General features: G+C 41.4%; 19 protein-coding genes. 13 read left to right on the plus strand and 6 right to left on the minus strand.

The features are described from left to right. The first annotated feature begins 37 nt into the window (after positions 1–37). The 5 genes from lysS to SB49_RS09240 all read left to right on the plus strand — a co-directional run bounded on the left by lysS (position 38) and on the right by SB49_RS09240 (position 7272). Positions 38–1729 (plus strand): lysine--tRNA ligase, encoded by a 1692-nt coding sequence (gene lysS / locus SB49_RS09225; RefSeq protein WP_062055901.1) that lies wholly within the window; start codon positions 38–40, stop codon positions 1727–1729. Positions 1730–1840: 111 nt separating this feature from the next. Further along, positions 1841–3271: an SLC13 family permease gene (locus SB49_RS09230; RefSeq protein ID WP_062055903.1), complete on the plus strand. Its 1431-nt coding sequence runs from the start codon at positions 1841–1843 to the stop codon at positions 3269–3271. Between the two features lie 466 nt (positions 3272–3737). Then, complete coding sequence (locus SB49_RS09235) at positions 3738–6224, plus strand: zinc-dependent metalloprotease (protein WP_062055905.1); 2487 nt, start codon at positions 3738–3740, stop codon at positions 6222–6224. A 190-nt stretch (positions 6225–6414) separates the two neighbouring features. Next, entirely contained in the window at positions 6415–6597 is a 183-nt protein-coding gene (locus tag SB49_RS15975; protein WP_145758376.1) for a hypothetical protein, read from the plus strand. Positions 6598–6813: 216 nt separating this feature from the next. After that, the gene (locus tag SB49_RS09240) at positions 6814–7272 is read left to right on the plus strand and encodes a DUF4890 domain-containing protein (protein WP_062055907.1); all 459 of its coding nucleotides are present in this window, start codon (positions 6814–6816) and stop codon (positions 7270–7272) included. Positions 7273–7365: 93 nt separating this feature from the next. On the opposite strand, the gene hemL is transcribed toward SB49_RS09240, so the two are convergent. From hemL to SB49_RS09260, 4 genes are read right to left on the minus strand one after another with little or no spacing between them, the layout of a single operon-like run. Continuing rightward, positions 7366–8655: a glutamate-1-semialdehyde 2,1-aminomutase gene (hemL, locus tag SB49_RS09245; protein WP_062055910.1), complete on the minus strand. Its 1290-nt coding sequence runs from the start codon at positions 8653–8655 to the stop codon at positions 7366–7368. A gap of 2 nt (positions 8656–8657) precedes the next feature. Beyond that, a complete protein-coding gene (locus tag SB49_RS09250) occupies positions 8658–9506 on the minus strand; it encodes a glucosaminidase domain-containing protein (RefSeq protein WP_062055911.1) in 849 nt (282 codons plus the stop codon). Beyond that, positions 9503–10408 (minus strand): 1-aminocyclopropane-1-carboxylate deaminase/D-cysteine desulfhydrase, encoded by a 906-nt coding sequence (locus SB49_RS09255; protein ID WP_062055913.1) that lies wholly within the window; start codon positions 10406–10408, stop codon positions 9503–9505. The genes SB49_RS09250 and SB49_RS09255 overlap by 4 nt, the downstream gene beginning before the upstream one ends. 12 nt (positions 10409–10420) lie before the next feature. Continuing rightward, positions 10421–10666 carry a hypothetical protein gene (locus SB49_RS09260; RefSeq protein ID WP_335337869.1) on the minus strand — a complete coding sequence of 82 codons (246 nt, stop codon included), beginning with the start codon at positions 10664–10666 and terminating at the stop codon, positions 10421–10423. A gap of 244 nt (positions 10667–10910) precedes the next feature. Between SB49_RS09260 and SB49_RS16085 the strand changes: the two genes are divergently transcribed. The 3 genes from SB49_RS16085 to SB49_RS09270 all read left to right on the plus strand — a co-directional run bounded on the left by SB49_RS16085 (position 10911) and on the right by SB49_RS09270 (position 13601). Next, positions 10911–11069, plus strand: coding sequence for a DUF5522 domain-containing protein (locus SB49_RS16085; RefSeq protein WP_162254207.1), 159 nt, complete (start codon positions 10911–10913; stop codon positions 11067–11069). A 75-nt stretch (positions 11070–11144) separates the two neighbouring features. Then, positions 11145–11732: a DUF4136 domain-containing protein gene (locus SB49_RS09265; protein ID WP_062055917.1), complete on the plus strand. Its 588-nt coding sequence runs from the start codon at positions 11145–11147 to the stop codon at positions 11730–11732. A gap of 117 nt (positions 11733–11849) precedes the next feature. Next, positions 11850–13601 carry an aromatic amino acid hydroxylase gene (locus tag SB49_RS09270; RefSeq protein WP_062055919.1) on the plus strand — a complete coding sequence of 584 codons (1752 nt, stop codon included), beginning with the start codon at positions 11850–11852 and terminating at the stop codon, positions 13599–13601. A 12-nt stretch (positions 13602–13613) separates the two neighbouring features. On the opposite strand, the gene SB49_RS09275 is transcribed toward SB49_RS09270, so the two are convergent. Then, a complete protein-coding gene (locus SB49_RS09275; protein ID WP_062055921.1) occupies positions 13614–14558 on the minus strand; it encodes a GSCFA domain-containing protein in 945 nt (314 codons plus the stop codon). A 101-nt stretch (positions 14559–14659) separates the two neighbouring features. Then, on the minus strand, positions 14660–17275 hold the full coding sequence (gene alaS, locus SB49_RS09280; protein WP_062055923.1) for an alanine--tRNA ligase: 2616 nt from the start codon (positions 17273–17275) through the stop codon (positions 14660–14662). Between the two features lie 103 nt (positions 17276–17378). Here alaS and SB49_RS09285 point away from each other — a divergent pair, with 103 nt between their 5' ends. Genes SB49_RS09285 through SB49_RS09305 form a run of 5 tightly spaced genes read left to right on the plus strand, consistent with a single transcriptional unit; the run spans position 17379 to position 20529 of the window. Further along, on the plus strand, positions 17379–18356 hold the full coding sequence (locus SB49_RS09285; RefSeq protein ID WP_062055925.1) for a M23 family metallopeptidase: 978 nt from the start codon (positions 17379–17381) through the stop codon (positions 18354–18356). A gap of 1 nt (position 18357) precedes the next feature. Next, positions 18358–18687 (plus strand): MerR family transcriptional regulator, encoded by a 330-nt coding sequence (locus SB49_RS09290; protein WP_062055927.1) that lies wholly within the window; start codon positions 18358–18360, stop codon positions 18685–18687. 25 nt (positions 18688–18712) lie between these two features. Next, positions 18713–19312: a LemA family protein gene (locus SB49_RS09295; protein ID WP_062055929.1), complete on the plus strand. Its 600-nt coding sequence runs from the start codon at positions 18713–18715 to the stop codon at positions 19310–19312. 10 nt (positions 19313–19322) lie between these two features. After that, positions 19323–19760 (plus strand): TPM domain-containing protein, encoded by a 438-nt coding sequence (locus tag SB49_RS09300; protein ID WP_062055931.1) that lies wholly within the window; start codon positions 19323–19325, stop codon positions 19758–19760. After that, on the plus strand, positions 19741–20529 hold the full coding sequence (locus tag SB49_RS09305; RefSeq protein WP_062055933.1) for a TPM domain-containing protein: 789 nt from the start codon (positions 19741–19743) through the stop codon (positions 20527–20529). The genes SB49_RS09300 and SB49_RS09305 overlap by 20 nt, the downstream gene beginning before the upstream one ends. Position 20530: the final 1 nt, after the last annotated feature.

Raw genomic sequence — 20530 nt, forward strand, 5'->3', positions numbered from 1 at the left:
CTAGAGTACCTATATTTGCAGCCTTAATCAAGATTTTATGCAACTTTCGGAGCAAGAAGTAATCAGAAGGGAAAAATTGGCCAAATTAAGGGCTATGGGCATCGATCCATACCCAGCGGCATTATATCCAGTGGATGCTACATCAAAAAGCATTAAAAAGGACTATAAGGAAGGTAAAAAAGTTGTTATCGCAGGCCGACTCATGTCCAGAAGGATACAGGGCAAGGCCTCTTTTGCAGAATTACAGGACAGCAAAGGCAGAATCCAGGTCTATTTCAACAGGGATGAAATCTGCCCAGGCGAAGACAAAATAAAATACAACGACGTTTATAAAAAACTGTTGGATATTGGCGACTTTATTGGCGTAGAAGGCGAGCTGTTCACTACACAGGTAGGCGAAAAAACTGTGATGGTAAAAGATTTTACCATCCTGAGCAAGGCATTAAGGCCCTTGCCCCTACCCAAGGTAAATGCCGAAGGTAAGGTCTATGATGAATTCAATGACCCAGAATTAAGGTACCGCCAGCGCTATGTGGATCTTGTGGTTAATCCCGCAGTAAAAGAGACATTTATTAAGCGAACCAAAATAACAAATAGCATCCGCCAATTCTTTAACGATAGGGAATATTTAGAGGTTGAAACACCAATTCTTCAACCTATTCCGGGAGGAGCGGCTGCAAGGCCGTTTATTACCCACCACAATGCGCTGAACATGCCCCTTTATTTGAGGATTGCAAATGAGTTGTATTTAAAAAGACTAATCGTCGGTGGCTTTGATGGTGTATACGAATTTGCGAAAGATTTTAGGAACGAAGGGATGGATCGTACCCATAATCCTGAGTTTACGGTAATGGAACTCTATGTAGCCTACAAGGATTACAATTGGATGATGGATACCACGGAGCAATTGCTGGAAAAAGTAGCCTTGGATGCGAATGGAACTTCCAAAATAACGGTTGGTAAAAACGAAATAGAATTTAAAGCCCCATATCCTAGGGTCCCTATTTTAGAAGCCATAAAAATTCATACGGGGCACGATGTTGCGGGTATGGATGAAGTGGAATTAAGGGGTGTTGCAAAAAAATTGGGCCTAGATGTGGATGAAACCATGGGCGTTGGCAAACTGATTGATGAGATTTTTGGTGAGAAATGCGAGCATTTTTATGTACAACCCACCTTCATTACAGATTACCCTAAGGAGATGAGTCCACTTTGCAAAGCACACAGGGATAATCCGGCACTTACAGAACGTTTTGAATTGATGGTAAATGGGAAAGAATTGGCAAATGCTTATTCTGAGCTCAATGACCCTATTGATCAACGGGAACGCTTTGAAGAGCAGTTACAACTTTCAGCCAAAGGGGATGATGAGGCCATGTTTATTGACCAAGATTTCCTAAGAGCGTTGGAATACGGAATGCCTCCTACAAGCGGAATTGGCATTGGGATAGATCGTTTGGTGATGTTGATGACCAACAATGCATCCATACAGGAAGTATTGTTCTTCCCACAAATGCGTCCAGAGAAAAAGCCTATAGAACTGTCGGAAAATGAGAAAATCATTTTTGATGTCCTTAAAAAGGAAAAAAATATGTCCTTGGACACCTTAAAAGAAGCTACAGGCTTAAGTAATAAAGCTTGGGACAAAGGGATAAAGTCTTTGGGCAAACACGGTTTGGCAAAGGTCTCGAAGGTTGGTGACTCCTTAATGGTGGAACTTCAGGAATAAACTTAATCGCCATTCAAAAGAAATCAATATAATAAGGAGGGGTATTTGCCCCTCTTTTTTATTTTTAAAACTACCGTAAAAAGTATAGCTTAGGGATTTTAAAAACCAACCATGGACCTAAGTAAAAAAATGGGCCTTTTAATAGGGCCTATCGCATTTTTGATCATCATCAATTTGCCCTTTCATCTTATTTCAGAAACAGGAGATCCTGTAGTGGCTGTAGCTGCTTGGATGATCCTCTGGTGGATTACAGAAGCAGTTTCCATTTCCGTAACCGCATTATTGCCACTTATTTTATTTCCCTTACTCAATGTGATGTCCATTGATGATGTTGGGGCCAATTATGGCAGTCCCATTATCTTTTTATTCTTTGGGGGTTTTATTTTGGCATTGGCATTGGAAAAAGTAAATCTACACAAGCGGATCGCCCTAAACATCATTAAGATCACAGGAACAACCCCTAATAAGGTAGTGCTTGGGTTTATGATAGCCACGGCATCTATGAGTATGTGGATCAGCAACACGGCCAGTACTGTTGTAATGCTCCCCATTGCCATATCTGTGATCCGTTTGTTAATAGATGATGAGGACGGATTCACGAAGGATGACAAAAATTTTGCTTTGAGTGTAATGCTGGGTATTGCCTTTTCTGCTAATGCCGGGGGTATCGCTACCGTTATAGGAACCCCTCCCAATTCGGTTTTAATAGGATTATTAGAGAATGAGTACAACATAGAAATCTCCTTTTTAAAATGGATGGTCATTGGGGTACCGTTTTCCGTGGTTATGGTGACTATTAGTTATTTGGTCCTCGTAAAGTGGATGTTTCCGAACAAACAATTAAAATTCACGGCCTCCAAGCAGGTGATTCAATCTGAATTGGAAAAATTGGGTGCTACCTCCTCCAAGGAAAAAATGGTATTGGCCATTTTTGGCATTACCGTATTTCTATGGATCTTCAGAACCTTGATCAACGGGATATTCCCTGCCTTGGGATTATCGGATACCATCATAAGTATGATTGCCGCCGTTGCACTATTTGCAGTGCCCCATAATATAAGAAAGGGCGATTTTATCCTTCACTGGAATGATACTGAAAAATTGGCCTGGGGTATTTTAATACTATTTGGGGGTGGCTTGGCATTGGCCAATGGGATGTCGGCAAGTGGCATTGTAGATATGGTCACTGATGCCATCGCCAATAGTGATATTAGCATTTTACTTACCGCTTCCCTACTAATCGTATTAATTTTGTTTATGACGGAGCTGATGAGCAATGTGGCCTTGATTGCTGTCTTGGCACCAGTTGTGGCAGGAATAGCCATCGGATTAAATGTTCCTATAGTCTATCTGCTTATCCCTGTGACCATGGCCAGCAGCTGTGCCTTTATGTTACCCATGGCCACTCCACCAAATGCCATAGTTTTCGCAAGTGGATACATCAAGGTTTCACAAATGGCAAAAGTGGGGCTCATACTTAATCTAATCTCTGTAGCAATCCTTATTTTTATGTTCCAATGGGTGTTGCCACTAGTGTTTTAAGGAAAAACAAAACCCCTAAACGAGTAGGGGTTTGATCTGACTAATCTAAAAACAATTTTTTTGAAACCAATGTTTCATATTGGTACATACGTAGCGATGAGGATCTAAGGACGTCTAAAGTAGTGCAAATTGCAATAATCATAATCCTTAGAACCAGTTCCTATTTTGGATCCTTCCATGGGTTCACACAACTGCATAAAAAAGTCCTTTCATGAAAGGACTTTTTTATAGCCAAATCTAAAAATGACAAGCAAAGTGTCAGAACTCACACAAGAACACCTTACGAACTGTAATTCAACATCTTACACCCGTTACTATAATACATATTTATTCTCACCTCACAAATTTCCCATCAATTAATCCACCTGATCTGGGGTATGCCCATTAATTGCTTATGATTTCGTTAACAAAAAAATGGGTTTATTTTTCGGTTATTTGAGAAATCTAAAAAAAAAATTGACTAAAAATGATTAAAAAACTACTCCCAAAGTTGCTTTTGCTTCTATTGTTTATGGGCTTTTGCACCCCGGTTGAAGCCCAACTTTTTAAGAAAAAGAAAAAAGAAAAAACGGAGGATAGTTCCAAACCAAAAAAAAATGGCATCCAGCCATATAACAAGGTTATTACCAAAGAGGCCAAATCAGATCAAGGTCTTTTTGCCGTTCATGAGGTAGATGACAAGTTCTATTATGAAATCCCTGATTCACTTTTTAACAAGGAAATGTTAATGGTAAGTCGGATTTCAAAAACTGCCAATGGAATAGGTTTTGGAGGTGGTAAAATCAATACCCAGGTACTACGTTGGGAAAAAACACCTAAAAAGGTGCTTTTAAGAGTCGTTTCTTATGATGTGGTAGCCTCAGATTCCTTGCCAGTACATGAAGCAGTGTCAAATTCAAATTTTGAGCCTGTATTGTATACTTTTCCCATAAAAGCAATTCACAAGGATTCCACCAATAACACCACTGTAATTGAGGTGAACGATTTCTTCGAAAAAGACGTAAACGCCTTGGGAATGCCTGAATATTACAGAAAACAATACAAGGTTTCCCGTTTGGATGACAGTAGAAGTTATATTGAGACTTTAAAAAGTTACCCGTTAAATATTGAAGCCAGACACGTAAAAACGTATGCTGCCGGAAATGCTCCTTCCAATGGGAGCCTTGGTTCCATTTCCATAGAAATAAACAATTCCATGATCTTATTGCCAAAGGAGCCCATGAAGCGCCGCTACTTTGATGAGCGTGTGGGTTGGTTTGCCAGAGGACAGGTAGATTACGGTCTGGATGCCCAAAAGAGCAAGACCATCCGCTATTTGGATCGTTGGAGATTGGAAGTAAAGGAAGAGGACAAAGAAAAGTTTGCCAATGGGGAACTTGTTGAACCTAAAAAACAGATCGTTTATTATGTGGACAGGGCAACTCCCAAACAGTGGGTTCCTTTTATCAAACAAGGGATCGAAGATTGGCAGGTAGCTTTTGAGGCTGCTGGTTTTAAAAATGCCATTATCGCCAAAGATCCACCAACGAAAGAAGAGGATCCAGAGTGGTCACCAGAAGACGTGCGTTATTCTGTAGTGCGCTATTTGGCATCCCCAATACCTAATGCCAACGGACCCCACGTTAGCGATCCCAGAAGTGGGGAAATTTTAGAATCGGACATTAATTGGTACCACAATGTAATGACCCTTTTGCGCAATTGGTTCTTTGTACAAACTGCTGCGATAAATCCAGACGCTAGGGGCGTACAATTCAAGGATGAAGTTATGGGGCGTTTAATACGTTTTGTGTCTTCCCATGAAGTAGGACATACCTTGGGACTTCCACACAACATGGGAAGTAGTGTTGCCTACCCTGTTGATTCCTTGCGTTCGGCCGAATTTACCCAAAAATATGGAACAGCACCTTCTATTATGGATTACGCCCGTTTTAATTATGTGGCACAGCCAGGAGATGAAGGCGTTGCCTTAATGCCCAATATTGGTATCTATGACAAATATTCCATCAATTGGGGTTACAGACCTATTTTGGACAAAAATGCGGTAGAAGAGAAAGCTACCTTGGACAGTTGGATATTAAAACATGCGGGAGACCCTATGTACAGATTTGGCAGTCAACAACGTAATGTGGTCGACCCAAGTTCCCAGACCGAAGATTTGGGCGATGACGCCATAAAAGCCAGTGATTATGGGATTGAAAATTTAAAGAGAATTGTTCCCAACCTCATCACTTGGACGGCCGAAGACGGTAAAGACTATGAAGATCTTGGAGATCTTTACAATCAAGTTTTAAGCCAATACAATAGGTATATGGGACATGTAAGCAATAATATTGGAGGGGTTTACGAATACTATAAAACCTATGACCAAGAAGGGGCGGTATATACACACGTCGCCAAAGACCACCAGAAAAAGGCTATGGATTTTATCCAGAGACAACTCTTTACAACTCCAGAATGGTTGTTGGATCAAAATATATTCAATAAAATAGAGAACTCAGGTTCTGTAGAAAGGGTAAGGGCCCTACAGGTAAGGACCTTGAACAATATATTAAGCTTGGGTACCATGGCCAGGATCATAGAAAATGAAACTGCGAATGGAAACAATGCTTACCAATTGTTAAACGTGACCGAAGATTTAAGAAAAGGAATTTGGTCCGAATTGAGAAGGGGTCAAAAAATAGACACCTATAGAAGAAATCTTCAAAAGGCCCATATAGATCGCTTGGCGTATTTAATGACTGCAGAAAACCTTACACCATCTAGAGGCAGGAGAGGTGGTCAATCTACCGTATTAAATACGAGTCAATCTGATATTCGTTCTGTGGCAAGAGCAGAAATGAATATGTTAAAACGTGATATTAGAAATGCCATTCCAAAGACTTCAGACAGTATGAGCAAATACCATTTACAAGATGCCCTTGTGAGAATAGATATGATATTGGACCCTAAATAAGGGATAGCAACTATCTGAATTTAATGAGAAAAGGTGTGGTTACAAAACCACACCTTTTTTATTGTCACAGATTTTAATGGCCAATTATCCAACTTATATTGTACACCACAAAAAAATACACTTTCACAACAATATTTATTGTAGCATCCTAAATTGAGTTAAGTTTATACCAGATTAAAATCCCAAGTTTATGTCTCAGAAAATAAAAAGCCTACTGTATTTTGTTTGTTTCATGGCATCGGTTGCTTTGTATCATGGTTTAGAACCAGAATTGGAACAGAATGCTACTGCCGTTGAATCGGTTAAAATGAATAAAGTTGACAACAATGGATTGGATTCCGATAAAGTTGCCAGCTTGGATATTATAGAATAATCATCAATAGAAAATACGAACCCTACTTATAAGTCTTAATCAGGTATATCCCTACATATACCTGATTTTTTTTATCCCGTTTTTTATCAAATACCCAACTCCCATATTTTCACTTCATTCCAAAGGGAGTTAAAAGACTCACAAATCCCGATCTCCTTTTAAACCTATTCCACCTTCAGCTATCCTATAGAAGTAACCTATAAAATACTACAACAGATGAAAAAGGTAATTCTATTGGGGCTTTTATTGATTGGCTTTATCGGCCAAGCCCAAAATGAGAGAGGAGAAAACAGACATCGCAGAAATCTAGAAGATCTGTCCCCAGAACAAATGGCCACTTTGCAGACGAAACGCATGACCTTGGCATTGGATCTCAACGAGGCCCAACAAAAACAGCTTCAGAAAATCAATTTGGACCAAGTGACAAGTCGCAAGGAAAAAATGGACGAATTGAAAGCAAAAAAAGAGAGTGGGGAAATGACCAAACCTACTTCCGAAGAGCGTTACGCCGTGCGAGCCGCAAAAATGGACGAGCAAATAGCACGTAAGGCACAAATGAAACAGCTATTGTCCAAAGAGCAGTATGAAAAATGGGAAAAAATGCAACAAAGAAAAGGGTATCATTATGGCCAGCGTGAACATCGTTCCAAAGAACATCGTAGCACAAACAATTGATCTATATTTAAGATTAAGGGCAGCTAACCTGTTTACCATAAAAAAGCCCCATCCTAAAATAAAGGATGGGGCTTTTTATATTGTTATTACCTATTACTGCAGTTGTGGAATAATGGTTTCCAAAGCTGTAATGGTGGCGTCTAAATCTTCGTAAGTCAAGGCATCATTCAGGAAATAACTTTCAAAGGCACTTGGTGGCAAATAGATCCCTTGGGAAAGCATCCCATGAAAGTACTTCTTAAATGTTTCATTGTCACCTTTAGCCGAGGAAGCAAAATCAACCACGGGCGTATCGGTAAAATGTAATGAGATCATAGATCCAAACCTGTTGATCTGATAAGGTATACCCTTCCCTTTCAGAACCCTATCAAAACCTTTGTGTAGGTAGGCGGTCTTATCGGCAAGGCTGCGGAATATCTCTGGTTTATTGTTCAATTCGGTCAACATTGCCAGCCCTGCACTCATCGCCAAAGGATTTCCACTTAGCGTACCTGCTTGGTATACGGGCCCTACTGGCGCCAAATAATCCATTATTTCGTTTCGAGAGGCAAAAGCACCAACCGGCAAGCCTCCCCCAATTACTTTGCCAAAGGTTACAATATCGGCATCGATACCCAATACCTGCTGGGCACCCCCTCTTCCCAAACGGAATCCGGTCATCACTTCATCAAAAATCAACAGTATCCCTTCTTTGGTACAAAGCTCCCTAAGGCCTTTCATAAAATCTTCATCCGGGATGATGCAACCCATATTTCCCGCAACAGGTTCAATGATCACGGCTGCTATTTCTCTTCTATTGGCATCAGTCAATGCTTTGACACTGGAAAGATCGTTGTAGGTTGCCAAGAGCGTATCCTTAGCCGTTCCCTGGGTTACGCCTGGACTATTTGGGCTCCCAAAGGTAACTGCACCGCTTCCTGCCTGAATAAGAAATGAATCGGAATGTCCATGATAGCATCCAGCAAATTTTATGATCTTGTCCTTTCCTGTATAGCCCCTTGCCAAACGTACGGCACTCATACAGGCTTCCGTGCCACTGTTCACAAATCTTATCTTGTCGATATTTGGAACCATGGACACCGCCAATTTCGCCAAGTCCGTTTCAATCTCCGTGGGCATGCCAAAAGAAGTACCTTTCTTAGCCTTTTCTATGACTGCATTTACAACGGGCTCATGGGCATGGCCTAGGATCATGGGGCCCCAAGAGGCAATAAAGTCTATTAATTTATTACCGTCCTCATCGTAGAGGTAGGCACCTTTTGCCTCTTTTACGAAGATAGGATTACCTCCTACTGCCTTAAAAGCCCTTACCGGAGAATTTACGCCGCCTGGAATATATTTTTGTGCCTCATTGAATAAGGCACTACTTCTTTTGTACAACATGCTTATTTTTTGATTTTTTCGGATTTAACAATCACTTCCTGACCGATGGCCAGATTGCTGTTGTTCATTTTATTCAATTTCATTAAGTCATTCACGGAAACAAAATACTTGCGCGAAATGGAGTACAAGGTATCCCCTTTGGTCACCACATGTACTTTATAGTCATAGTCTTTTGATTCTTTTTTGACCACGTACCCTTCATTGGCCACGTCCTTATCATATTTGTAAAGTTCATATTGCTCAATAAAGGAAATCAATTTCTGGGGGTACCGCTTATCCGTTGCATAACCTGCATCACTAAGGCCTTGGGCCCATCCCTTGTAATCGTCAGAATCCAATTCGAACAAGGAAGCATATCTGGCCCTAGAGGACAAGAATTCACTATGGTCCCTAAAGGAATACATGGGGTGGTTGTATTTCCTGAAACACTCTCCCTTTTCGTCATCATCGTGGTAATCATAATCGCCACTCCAATTCGTATGACATTTTATCCCAAAATGATTGTTGGTCCTCATGGTAAGGGCACCCCTACCTCCACCGCTTTCCAAGATTCCCTGGGCCAAGGTAATACTTGCCGGGATGCCATAGGCTTTCATTTCAAATTTTGCTATTTCTGCAAAAGTTTGAATGTACTCCTGCGTGGAGGCAATTGGAAACCGTACAAATTTTCCTTCATCCTCCGGTAAAGGATACCCATCGGGATCCACCTTGTTTTGCGTGTTGTTGTCAGCTCTGTTTACTGTAGTTTGATGGTTCCTTCTATCCCTGTTGGTTTTGGAGGCCCTCTTTTTTGCTCCACAGCTCGTCAAAAAAATGGCTAGTATTATAAATAACCCTAAGCGTTGTATCATAGTTCAATCAATGGTAAATTTTTCTTTTTCAAAACAATGTTCATTCCTGCTATTCCTTGCAACCCTCCAGAATGGATCGCCAAAATTTTGGTTTTGGGCTCAAAATAATCCTTGCGGACCAGTTCCAAAATTCCAAATAGCATTTTTCCTGTATATACCGGATCCAATGGGATTGAGGTTTTCGATTTAAAGTCGTTTATAAAATCTATCAACTCTTTGGTCACCTTCCCATATCCCCCAAAGTGATACTGGGTATTCAGGTCCCAGTTTTCCCTTTGGGCAAATTTACAAATATCTTTTCGCAAAAAATCACCTTTTAATGCGGGGAAACCTAATACTTTTTGATGTATCATTGATGAATTGATCAAACCTGCAATGGTACCCCCTGTACCCACACATACGCAGATGACGTCAAATACTGAATCCTCTTCTGTCAAAATTTCCTCACAGCCCTTAACCGCCAAGGCATTTGCCCCACCTTCGGGTATGCAATAAAATGACCCAAATTCCTGCTTTAACTGTTCCAAAAATTCAGGGCTCTCTTTGGAACGGTAGGCCTCTCGGGAAACGAATTTAAATTGCATGCCTTGCTCTTTTGCCCAAGCCAGGGTAGGATTATCTTGCCAATGATCCACAAGTTCGTCCCCTCGTATGATGCCGATGGATTTTAGTCCATGCTCTTTCCCAGCATAGGCAGTTGCAGCAATATGGTTGGAAAAGGCGCCGCCAAAGGTCAAGAGGGTATCATGACCCAAACGCTTGGCCTCTGATAGATTATAGGTAAGTTTCCTAAATTTATTACCAGAAATAAAGGGGTGTATCAGGTCTTCCCGCTTAACAAATAGGGAGACCCCCTTCTCTTGTAACACGGGCAATTCAATACGTTGATTATAAACCTTCACACGTTTGCTTTTCTAACGCCAAAGATATTTAATAAAGCGAAACGGTCTTCTGTTCTTGTAGTAATCCAGATTTTTTTCATTTTCATAAGCCTCCCTTTCAAAACTTATATTTTTATAGCCCTTATAAGTATTTAAATAGAGAACGGACCTCACACCCCATTCCAATGCGTATAACACATAAAATGGGACCACTAAAAGTTCCTGTTGCTGCCTAAGGTGAATCCTTTCATGGTTCATCAAAACTGCATCATTCCTCAAAGCCGAATTTTTTAAGATGATGAAGGGCCAGATACATAGCCCTACATAATTCTTGTGAAAAATATATTTAAATACTATGACCATCACCTTGGATTAGATTAATGCGATAAAAGAAAGATACTAAATATCGGTTCTAATAACAACAGAAGAATAAACAACCTTACTATACCAAAGGGTCATCTTCACATGGTTAAAAATTCTTAAATGCTTCCCCGTTCATAGGAAATAAAGTAATTTTACAAGGATGAAGAAAATTATTCCTTTGGAAGAGGGCGACTTTTATCTTTCCCCTGAAGGGTACAAGGTGTTTACCGGAAAATACCATTTAAAAAGGGGGTATTGCTGTGAAAGCGGTTGTAGACATTGCCCCTATGGATATGACAAGAAAACAAATCGCAGATAAGTACAGTATATATTCGGCATGATTTTTGAGGCATGTTACTACAGAAACAAGCTATTTTAACTAAAAAAACAAGCTATGAAAAAATTTGCATATGTAATTGCACCGTTACTTGTACTCCTCTTTATGGGTTCCTGTACATCGGTAAGGGTACTATCGGATTATGATAAAGAGGTGAATTTCAATTCCTTTAAATCATACGCCTTCTATAAAACCGGCATTGACAAGGCACAAATTTCAGATTTAGATAAGAAACGAATTCTGAAAGCTATTGAAGTCGAAATGGCCAACAAGGGTTTTGTGAAATCCAACGACCCTGATATATTGATCAGCATTTTCACCAAAGAGCGCGAACAGGTAGATGTTTATAACAACTACTGGGGAGGCGGATTTGGATGGGGATGGAGTCCCTACTACTGGGGATGGGGTCCAGGATTTGGTTGGGGCCCAGGATTTGGTTGGGGTGGCGGCAATAATGTAAGCACCCGCACAGAAGGTTCCCTTTATATTGATATGATAGATGCCAGGAACAAGGAACTGGTCTGGCAGGGAAGAGGTGTTGGCACTTTAAACAATACCAGAAACATAGAAAAGAAGGAGGAACGAATCAAAGAATTTGTCTCAGAAATCCTACAGGCCTATCCCCCTATGTTGGCCTCCAAATAATCAGAATCCAATAGTTAGAAACCGTCCCAAGAGGGCGGTTTTTTATTTTCCATGGGGTATTTTCAAATCAAACAATCGTATCATTTTTCGTATCTTTATACCATTAAAAATAGACCGATGTCCTATAAGAGCAATCATATATTAGATAAGCTGCCAAAGCACCTTAAGCAGTACATAAAACCTCAGAACTATGACGATTATACCTCGATCAATCAGGCTGTATGGCGCTATGTTATGCGAAAGAACGTGGATTACCTAAGTAGGGTCGCTCACAAAAGTTACATGGACGGACTTAAAAAAACAGGTATTTCCATTGACCATATTCCCAATATGTACGGCATGAACCGTATTCTAAAAGAAATAGGATGGGCGGCAGTTGCCGTTGACGGTTTTATCCCACCTTCTGCATTTATGGAATTCCAAGCTTATAACGTCTTGGTCATTGCATCGGATATCCGCCAACTGAACCATATAGAATACACCCCGGCACCGGATATTATTCACGAAGGCGCGGGGCACGCACCTATCATTGCCAATCCTGAGTACGCAGAATACCTAAGGCGTTTTGGGGAAATCGGCTGCAAGGCGCTTTCCAGCGCCAAGGATTATGAACTTTATGAGGCGGTGCGACATTTATCTATCATCAAGGAAGCTTCGGACACGCCACAGGAGGAAGTGGACAAAGCAGAAAAATTGATAGAAGATTTGCAGCAAAACATGGGGGAACCCAGTGAAATGGCCCTGATTAGGAACCTACATTGGTGGACCGTAGAATACGGCCTGATAGGGACCGTGGAGCAACCAAAAATATATGGAGCAGGACTCTTATCCTCCATTGGTGAAAGTGCGTGGTGCATGACGGATGAGGTGAAAAAGATACCATATTCCTCTGAGGCCGCACACACCTCTTTTGATATTACCAAACCCCAGCCACAACTCTTTGTGACTCCAGATTTTGCATTTTTAAGTCAGGTTTTGGAAGAATTTGCAAATACCATGGCCTTGCGTACGGGAGGTTTGAAGGGAATTACAAAACTAATCCATTCCAATGCATTGGGCACAGCGGAACTTAGCACAGGACTGCAAATATCAGGTGTATTTGATCGTGTGATCCAATTTGACAACAAGCCAGCCTATATTACAACTAAAGGCAAGACTGCCCTTTCTTATCGAGAAAGGGAATTGGTAGGACACAGCACCAAACATCATTCAGAAGGGTTTGGCTCTCCCATTGGCATGCTCAAAGGCATTAATCTGGCCATTGAAGACATGAGCCCTAGGGATTTAAAGGCCTATCATATATATGAAGGGGAAACTGTCTCCTTAGAGTTTGAAAGCGGCGTTAAGGTTACAGGTGACATTGTAACGGGCACAAGGAACCTCAGAGGGAAAATCATCCTTATCACATTTGAAAACTGCACAGTAACCTACCAAGATGAGACACTGTACCAACCAGATTGGGGCTTGTACCATATGGCGGTAGGAGAAAAAGTAATATCTGCCTTTAACGGGCCGGCAGATCTCAATAGTTTTGATTTGGTATCCCATAAACTTACGGAAACCACCATAAAGGCCAAAAAAACAAAAGAGACCACCCAGTTGGAATTGCTTTACCAACAAATCAGGGATTTCAGGGAAGGTACAAATACAACCATCTCAAGAAACAAGGTTTTCCAAGAAGTCAAGGCCAACTATCCGAAAGACTGGCTGCTATCCGTAGAACTCTATGAATTGGCCGTGAGCAATGGGGATGAAAAATTTGCTGCAGATATTGTAGAACATCTTGAAAAGGTAAAGCAAGAAAATCCAAAACTGGGCCACCTAATCGATGATGGTCTTACCTTGGCAGATCAAAGCTTGGTAGGGTAGCGGAATCAACTATTAAAACTCCATGTATGGATAGGATTGCTTAAGCACATCCATTTTTTCTTTCAAAGATTTCGTGAATGCGATATGTTGGGCAGAATCTGGATCAAATGGCCTGTGGTTTAAACCTCGCTGCACTTCTCCAACCTTTTCCATGACGGGATAGGCCTTTTTGTCTACCCAGCTCTCTTTGAACTTTTCCCAAATATACCTAATGGCAAGATCGTTAGGATGTACCATATCCTCCGCATAAAAACGATAATCGCGCAGCTCGTCCATCATAATCTCATAAGAAGGGAAATAAGATATAGATTCTTCCTTTAGCACCTTGTGAACAGCAGCTATGAGGTGTGCCTTACTTTGTTGGTTCTCCACAAAACCATCTTTTAAATGCCGTACCGGGGAGACTGTAAACACCAGTTGTGCTTGAGGATTATTAGACCGCACCAATTTGATAATTCGCTCGAGACTTGAAGCAACCTCATCTAACGAAAGTAGCTCTTTGGCAAATTGTTTTTGGGGAACTTTATGACAATTGGCCACTATTGCACCCGATGTATTGTTCCGGTATACCCAGGCTGTCCCCAGGGTAATCAAAATATGGGATGCCCCTTTAATTTGTTCACGGGTCTGTTGTAACCCATTGTTCAATTTATCCAATAGCGCTACCTCAGAGGCATTGCTCAATATTGAATGCCCATCAAAACAATGCCATCGTTCATTTAAAAAGAAGATGTCAGTTTTGGTATATTCTTTCTTTGCCATCGCCCTAGAGATCAAATTTTCAATGGCCAATGGATGGAACAATATCCCAAAAGGGTTGAGCACAGAACGATACTTGTAGTACTGCAACTTCTTACCTATGTGCTCAGCGAAGCAAGATCCCAGAGTCAATATTTGGCTATCATAGCCCAAAGGCTTTTTCGCTGCATCGAGGGGCACTATTGTTTGAAGTTTCATGGTATCTATTATTTAGCAAAACACCCAAAAGATATTAAAAATCAATTGGGTGCCTCATTAACTTTATATTAGTTCTCGACTTAGCTCGAACCGAAAATTTCCTACTGCAAATATTCTTTTGCTTTTTCCAATGCCTCGGGTATCCCTGCCGGATTTTTACCTCCCGCCGTTGCAAAGAAAGGTTGTCCCCCTCCTCCACCTTGGATAAATTTACCCAATTCACGAACAATTGTTCCTGCATTCAATTGCTTGGAGGCAACCAACTCTTTGGAAATATAACAAGCTAACAATGCCTTTCCATCCTGCTCCGTAGCGAACAATAAGAAAAGATTTGTTTTATTGGCTCCCATCTCAAAGGAAAGGTCCTTGATACTCGCTGCATCTAAATCTATCTTCTTGGTCAAAAATTGAATCCCATTAACCTCGGATAATTCGTTCAACAAATCCCCTTTTACATTTTTCGCTTTGTCTTTCAGTAAGGCTTCCACTTGCTTTTTAAGGGCGCTGTTTTCCTCCTGCAAGGTTTCTACTGCCTTTTTTGGATCCGGGGCATTGTTCAGCAAATCCTTTATCTCATGCAAGGTCCTATTATTCTCAAAATAAAAATCCTTGACCGCATCGGACGTTATGGCTTCTATCCTTCTAATTCCCGATGCCACGGCTCCTTCCGATCTTATTTTAAAATGCCATATATCCGCAGTATTCTTTACGTGGGTTCCCCCGCAAAGTTCTATGGATTTCCCGAAGCGTACGGTACGCACGGCATCTCCGTATTTCTCCCCAAAAAGAGCCATAGCACCTTGTTTCAAGGCCTCTTCCATAGGCACACTTCTGTGTTCTTCAAGAGGAATACGACCATCTATCCTAGCATTTACAAAATCCTCAACATCCCTTAACTCATCGCTAGTAAGCTTAGCAAAATGGGAGAAATCGAAACGTAAATATTTTGAATGTACGGCAGAGCCTTTTTGTTCCACATGGGAGCCCAACACCTCCCTAAGTGCTTGGTGCAACAGGTGTGTTGCAGTATGGTTGGCAGCAGTGCGCTGTCTTTGGTTTTGGTCTACGACTGCCTTGAATATCTCTGTTAGATCCTCAGGGAGGTTCTTGCTGAAATGCAATATTTCATTGTTCTCTTTCTTTGTATCCAAAATGTAGATCACATTTCCATTGGAAGTCTCCAAGTACCCCTTATCTCCTACCTGTCCTCCACCTTCAGGATAGAACGGGGTCATATTAAACACCAATTGATATTGCTCCCCTTCCTTTTTGGAGGTCACTTTTCTATATTTGACCAACTTCACATTGGCTTCCAACATATCGTACCCCACAAATTCCTGTTCCGGGTCATTCCTTAAAATGGTCCAGTCTTCCTTGGATACTTCCGATGCGGAACGAGAACGGGACTTCTGTTCCTGCATAGCCACCTCAAATCCTTTTTCATCCAATTGAAATCCTCTTTCCGCAAGGATAAGAGAGGTAAGGTCTATTGGGAAGCCATACGTATCATAAAGCTCAAATGCCTTTCTTCCATCAATCAATTTTCCTTTTGCGTTTGCCAAAACACTATCCAAGAGCACCAAACCCTGATCCAATGTCTTTAAAAACGAATGTTCTTCTTCCTTGACCACGTTCTCTATCAACTGGTGCTGTTCCTTCAACTCTGGAAATGCTTGTCCCATAGTGCGACTAAGAACTTGAACCAACCTGTACATAAAAGGTTCTTTGGTATCTAGAAATGTAAATCCATATCTAATAGCCCTTCTAAGAATCCTGCGGATCACATAACCAGCACCTGTATTACTTGGCAATTGGCCATCAGCAATGGAAAATGATACGGCACGGATATGATCGGCAATCACTCTAATAGCTATATCTTTTTCTTCATCTTTCCCGTATTCGGAATCGGTAATGGTCTCTATTTCCCTAATTATTGGAGTAAACACATCCGTATCGTAGTTAGATTTTACCCCTTGCAAAACCATACAAAGACGCTCAAAGCCCATGCCGGTATCTACATGTTTTGCTGGAAGGGACTCCAGACTCCCATCGGCCTTTCTGTTGTATTGCATAAATACCAGGTTCCATATCTCCACAACCTGAGGGTGGTCCTGATTTACCAAAGATGCACCCGAAACTTTGGCCTTTTCTTCTTTGGAACGGATATCAACGTGTATCTCAGAGCAAGGTCCGCAAGGCCCCTGATCTCCCATTTCCCAAAAGTTGTCCTTTTTATTGCCATAGATAATACGGTCCTCAGGGACTATGGCTTTCCATAATTCCAAAGCCTCCGTATCCATTCCCAAGTTATCCGCATCTTTGCTTCCTTCAAAAACAGAAACATATAGGCTCTCCTTATCAATTTTGTAGACCTCTGTTAGCAACTCCCAAGCCCAGGAGATCGCTTCTTTTTTAAAGTAGTCTCCAAAACTCCAATTCCCCAACATCTCAAACATGGTGTGGTGGTAGGTATCCTTCCCCACCTCTTCCAGATCATTGTGCTTTCCACTTACCCTAAGGCATTTTTGGGTGTCGGTTGCCCTTTTGGATTTGGGCACACTGTTTCCTAAAAAGTACTCCTTAAACTGGTTCATCCCAGCATTGGTGAACATTAGGGTGGGATCGTCCTTAATGACCATAGGGGCCGAGGGCACGATCTTGTGTGATTTTTCTTTAAAAAATTCTAAAAACGTATTTCTTGCTTCTTGGGATTTCATGTAAAATGGTAAGCTTTTTATAAAATTAGCTGTTTGTGCCAAACAATTTTTATATTTGTTTGTTGCGATAATTGAGAGCACAAAAATAGGATAATTTCCATTTATGTCTAAAGTAAAATATTTTTACGACCCGGACACTCTTTCATATCGAAAGATAGAGCCCAAAAAATCTAGAAAATATAGGAACTTAACGTTTTTTCTATTGGGTTCGGCCATCTTTGGTTTGCTGGGACTTATCGTCATTTTAAACACCAATATTTTAAATACTCCAAGGGAACTTTCCTTACAGCGTGAAGTAAAAAATTACGAGCTGCAATTTGAGCTGTTGGGCAAAAAAATGGAACAAATGGAACAGGTCCTTGCCAATATTGAGGACAGGGACAATAATATCTACCGTTTGTATTTTGAAGCCAATCCTATTCCTGAAGAGCAGCGACGAGCGGGATTTGGTGGAGTCAACAGATACAAATCTTTGGAGGGCTTCAATAACTCTGAAATGATCATTGGTACTACCAAACGAATGGATATCATCCAAAAACAGATGGTGATACAGTCGAAGTCTTTGGACGAGATCACCAAATTAGCAGCAGAAAAAGAAAAACTATTGGCGGCCATTCCTGCGATACAGCCAATCTCCAATGATAAGCTTACCCGTATGGCATCTGGTTACGGCTGGCGCTCAGATCCTTTTACCAAGGCAAGAAAAATGCATTGGGGCATGGATTTCACCTCCCCAAAAGGCACACCTATCTATGCCTCTGGCGATGGTAAGGTCACTAGGGCCGACAATAATTCTTCAGGATATGGGAAACATATTCGCATAGATCATGGATACGGATACATTAGCCTTTACGGACATTTGAGCAATTACAATGTGAAGTCCGGCCAACGTGTTAAAAGAGGAGACCTCATCGGTTTTGTGGGAAGTACAGGTCGTTCTGAAGCCCCCCATTTACATTATGAAGTATGGAAAGATGGCGATCGTATCAACCCTATAAATTTCTATTACGGAAGTTTAACGGCGGAAGAATTTGAGAACATGCTGAAATACGCCACACAAGAAAACCAATCTCTGGATTAACATGCATATAGAACTTCCTGAAAAAAGGTATTATGGTATTGGGGAAGTCGCCAAAGCCTTTGGCGTGAACACTTCACTCATCCGTTTCTGGGAGAAGGAATTTGATGTGCTCCAGCCTAAAAAAAATGCCAAGGGCAATAGAAAGTTCACCCCCCAGGACATAAAAAATTTGCAATTGATCTTTCATTTGGTAAAAGAACGCGGCTTTACCCTGGAGGGGGCAAAAACCCATTTGAAGGAAGAAAAACAGAAAACCCTTTCTACTTTTGATATTATTTCCAAATTAGAGGGGATCAAGGCCGAACTGATAAAAATAAAAAACCAATTATAATTCTAACCATAAAAAATACGCATCCATGAAAAAGTGGCTTATTCCAGTAATCATAATTGTTGTTGTCGTTTTCGGAGTATACCGGTGGGCCGTTGGCTTTAACAATACTGCCGTACAGTACGAGGAGAATGCCAAGACCAAATGGTCCAATGTAGAAAGTGCATACCAACGCAGGAATGACCTGATTGGGAACCTTGTCAAGACCGTACAAGGTGCTGCCGACTTTGAACGAGGTACGTTAACAGATGTTATTGAAGCAAGGGCAAAAGCTACTTCTACCACAATTGACGCCAATAATCTTACTCCGGAGAAATTAGCGGCATTCCAGGAAGCACAGACAGGACTTTCCTCTGCGCTGTCAAGATTACTGGTAACCGTGGAAAGATATCCCGAACTAAAAGCCAACCAAAATTTTCTGGAACTACAATCGCAATTGGAAGGCACGGAAAACCGTATTAATGTAGAGCGGAACCGGTTTAACGAAGAAGTCAATATCTACAACATCCACATCAAAAAATTCCCGAACTCCTTCCTTGCCGGCATGTTCAATTTTGATCCAATGACCAGATACCAGGCTGATCCGGGAGCAGAGAAGGCTCCTGATGTGAATTTCGATTTTAATTAAAAATACCCATATGTCCAAAGTAGAAGATTTTTTAACTGCCGAAGAGGAGGCTGCTATAGTGCAGGCTATTGTGGAGGCCGAAAAAAATACTTCTGGGGAGATTAGGGTACATATTGAGGCCCATACCAACAATGATCATTTTGAAAGGGCCAAAGCCGTATTCCATTTCCTTAAAATGGATAATACCAAAGAGGAGAATGGGGTGCTCATCTATGTGGCCGTGGCCGATAAAAAATTTGTCGTTTTAGGGGATAAAGGGATCAATAAGGTGGTGCCCAAGGATTTCTGGGACACAACCAAAGAGGCCATTGAACTTCAATTTAAGCAACGGAACTTTAAACAAGGCCTCATAGACGGAGTTTTAAGAGCTGGTGAGGCATTGTCAAAACATTTTCCTTGGGATCATAACAATACTAACGAACTGAGCAATGAAGTATCTAAAAGTTAGTATTCTTCTTTTATTTTTACTGGGCTATTCTATAGGTTTTGGGCAGTATACCATTCCTGAAAAACCAAAATTAGAGACCAGCGTCTATGATTACATCAATTTACTGTCCATTACGGAAAAAACATCCTTGGAACAGAAACTGATCAAATATTCCGATAGCACATCCACCCAGATCGTGGTGGCCATCATCAATTCTACCGAAGGGGAAAATATCAATTATTTGGGTGCCCAATGGGGACAGGCCTGGGGCATAGGACAGGAGAACAAAGACAATGGTGTTTTGGTCCTGTTGGCCAAAGGGGATCGCAGGGTGGCCATTAATACGGGTTATGGGGTTGAAGGCTCTTTGACCGATGCCATGACCAAAAGAATCATTGAGAACATTATTATCCCCGAATTTAAAAAGGGGGATTTCTATGGCGGACTGGACAAGGGTGCAGATGCCATGTTCCAGGTCCTGACCGGTGAGTTTAAGGAAGACCGTAAAAAAACGGAGAACCGTAGCTTCCCTTTAAGATCACTTTTACCTTTTATCATCTTTTTTATCATCATCATTATTCTATCCAACAGAAATAAAAGGGGTGGCGGAAAAAATGGGGGCAGACGAGGAGGTTTCGATATTTGGGATGCCATCATCCTCAGTAATATGGGCCGTGGCGGTTTCGGCGGAGGGTCATCCTCTGGCGGGGGCGGCTTTGGCGGCGGCGGTTTTGGCGGTGGCTTCGGCGGTGGTGGCTTTGGCGGTGGCGGTTCCTCTGGAGGTTGGTAGC

Origin of the sequence: Sediminicola sp. YIK13 (assembly GCF_001430825.1) — a bacterium.
In the GTDB taxonomy this organism is placed as follows: Bacteria; Bacteroidota; Bacteroidia; order Flavobacteriales; family Flavobacteriaceae; genus Sediminicola.

Coding starts and splice junctions, on each gene's coding strand:
- lysS (WP_062055901.1), top strand. CDS start 38: ATGCAACTTTCGGAGCAAGAAGTAATCAGAAGGGAAAAATTGGCCAAA.
- SB49_RS09230 (WP_062055903.1), top strand. CDS start 1,841: ATGGACCTAAGTAAAAAAATGGGCCTTTTAATAGGGCCTATCGCATTT.
- SB49_RS09235 (WP_062055905.1), top strand. CDS start 3,738: ATGATTAAAAAACTACTCCCAAAGTTGCTTTTGCTTCTATTGTTTATG.
- SB49_RS15975 (WP_145758376.1), top strand. CDS start 6,415: ATGTCTCAGAAAATAAAAAGCCTACTGTATTTTGTTTGTTTCATGGCA.
- SB49_RS09240 (WP_062055907.1), top strand. CDS start 6,814: ATGAAAAAGGTAATTCTATTGGGGCTTTTATTGATTGGCTTTATCGGC.
- hemL (WP_062055910.1), bottom strand. CDS start 8,655: ATGTTGTACAAAAGAAGTAGTGCCTTATTCAATGAGGCACAAAAATAT.
- SB49_RS09250 (WP_062055911.1), bottom strand. CDS start 9,506: ATGATACAACGCTTAGGGTTATTTATAATACTAGCCATTTTTTTGACG.
- SB49_RS16085 (WP_162254207.1), top strand. CDS start 10,911: ATGAAGAAAATTATTCCTTTGGAAGAGGGCGACTTTTATCTTTCCCCT.
- SB49_RS09265 (WP_062055917.1), top strand. CDS start 11,145: ATGAAAAAATTTGCATATGTAATTGCACCGTTACTTGTACTCCTCTTT.
- SB49_RS09270 (WP_062055919.1), top strand. CDS start 11,850: ATGTCCTATAAGAGCAATCATATATTAGATAAGCTGCCAAAGCACCTT.
- SB49_RS09275 (WP_062055921.1), bottom strand. CDS start 14,558: ATGAAACTTCAAACAATAGTGCCCCTCGATGCAGCGAAAAAGCCTTTG.
- alaS (WP_062055923.1), bottom strand. CDS start 17,275: ATGAAATCCCAAGAAGCAAGAAATACGTTTTTAGAATTTTTTAAAGAA.
- SB49_RS09285 (WP_062055925.1), top strand. CDS start 17,379: ATGTCTAAAGTAAAATATTTTTACGACCCGGACACTCTTTCATATCGA.
- SB49_RS09290 (WP_062055927.1), top strand. CDS start 18,358: ATGCATATAGAACTTCCTGAAAAAAGGTATTATGGTATTGGGGAAGTC.
- SB49_RS09295 (WP_062055929.1), top strand. CDS start 18,713: ATGAAAAAGTGGCTTATTCCAGTAATCATAATTGTTGTTGTCGTTTTC.
- SB49_RS09300 (WP_062055931.1), top strand. CDS start 19,323: ATGTCCAAAGTAGAAGATTTTTTAACTGCCGAAGAGGAGGCTGCTATA.
- SB49_RS09305 (WP_062055933.1), top strand. CDS start 19,741: ATGAAGTATCTAAAAGTTAGTATTCTTCTTTTATTTTTACTGGGCTAT.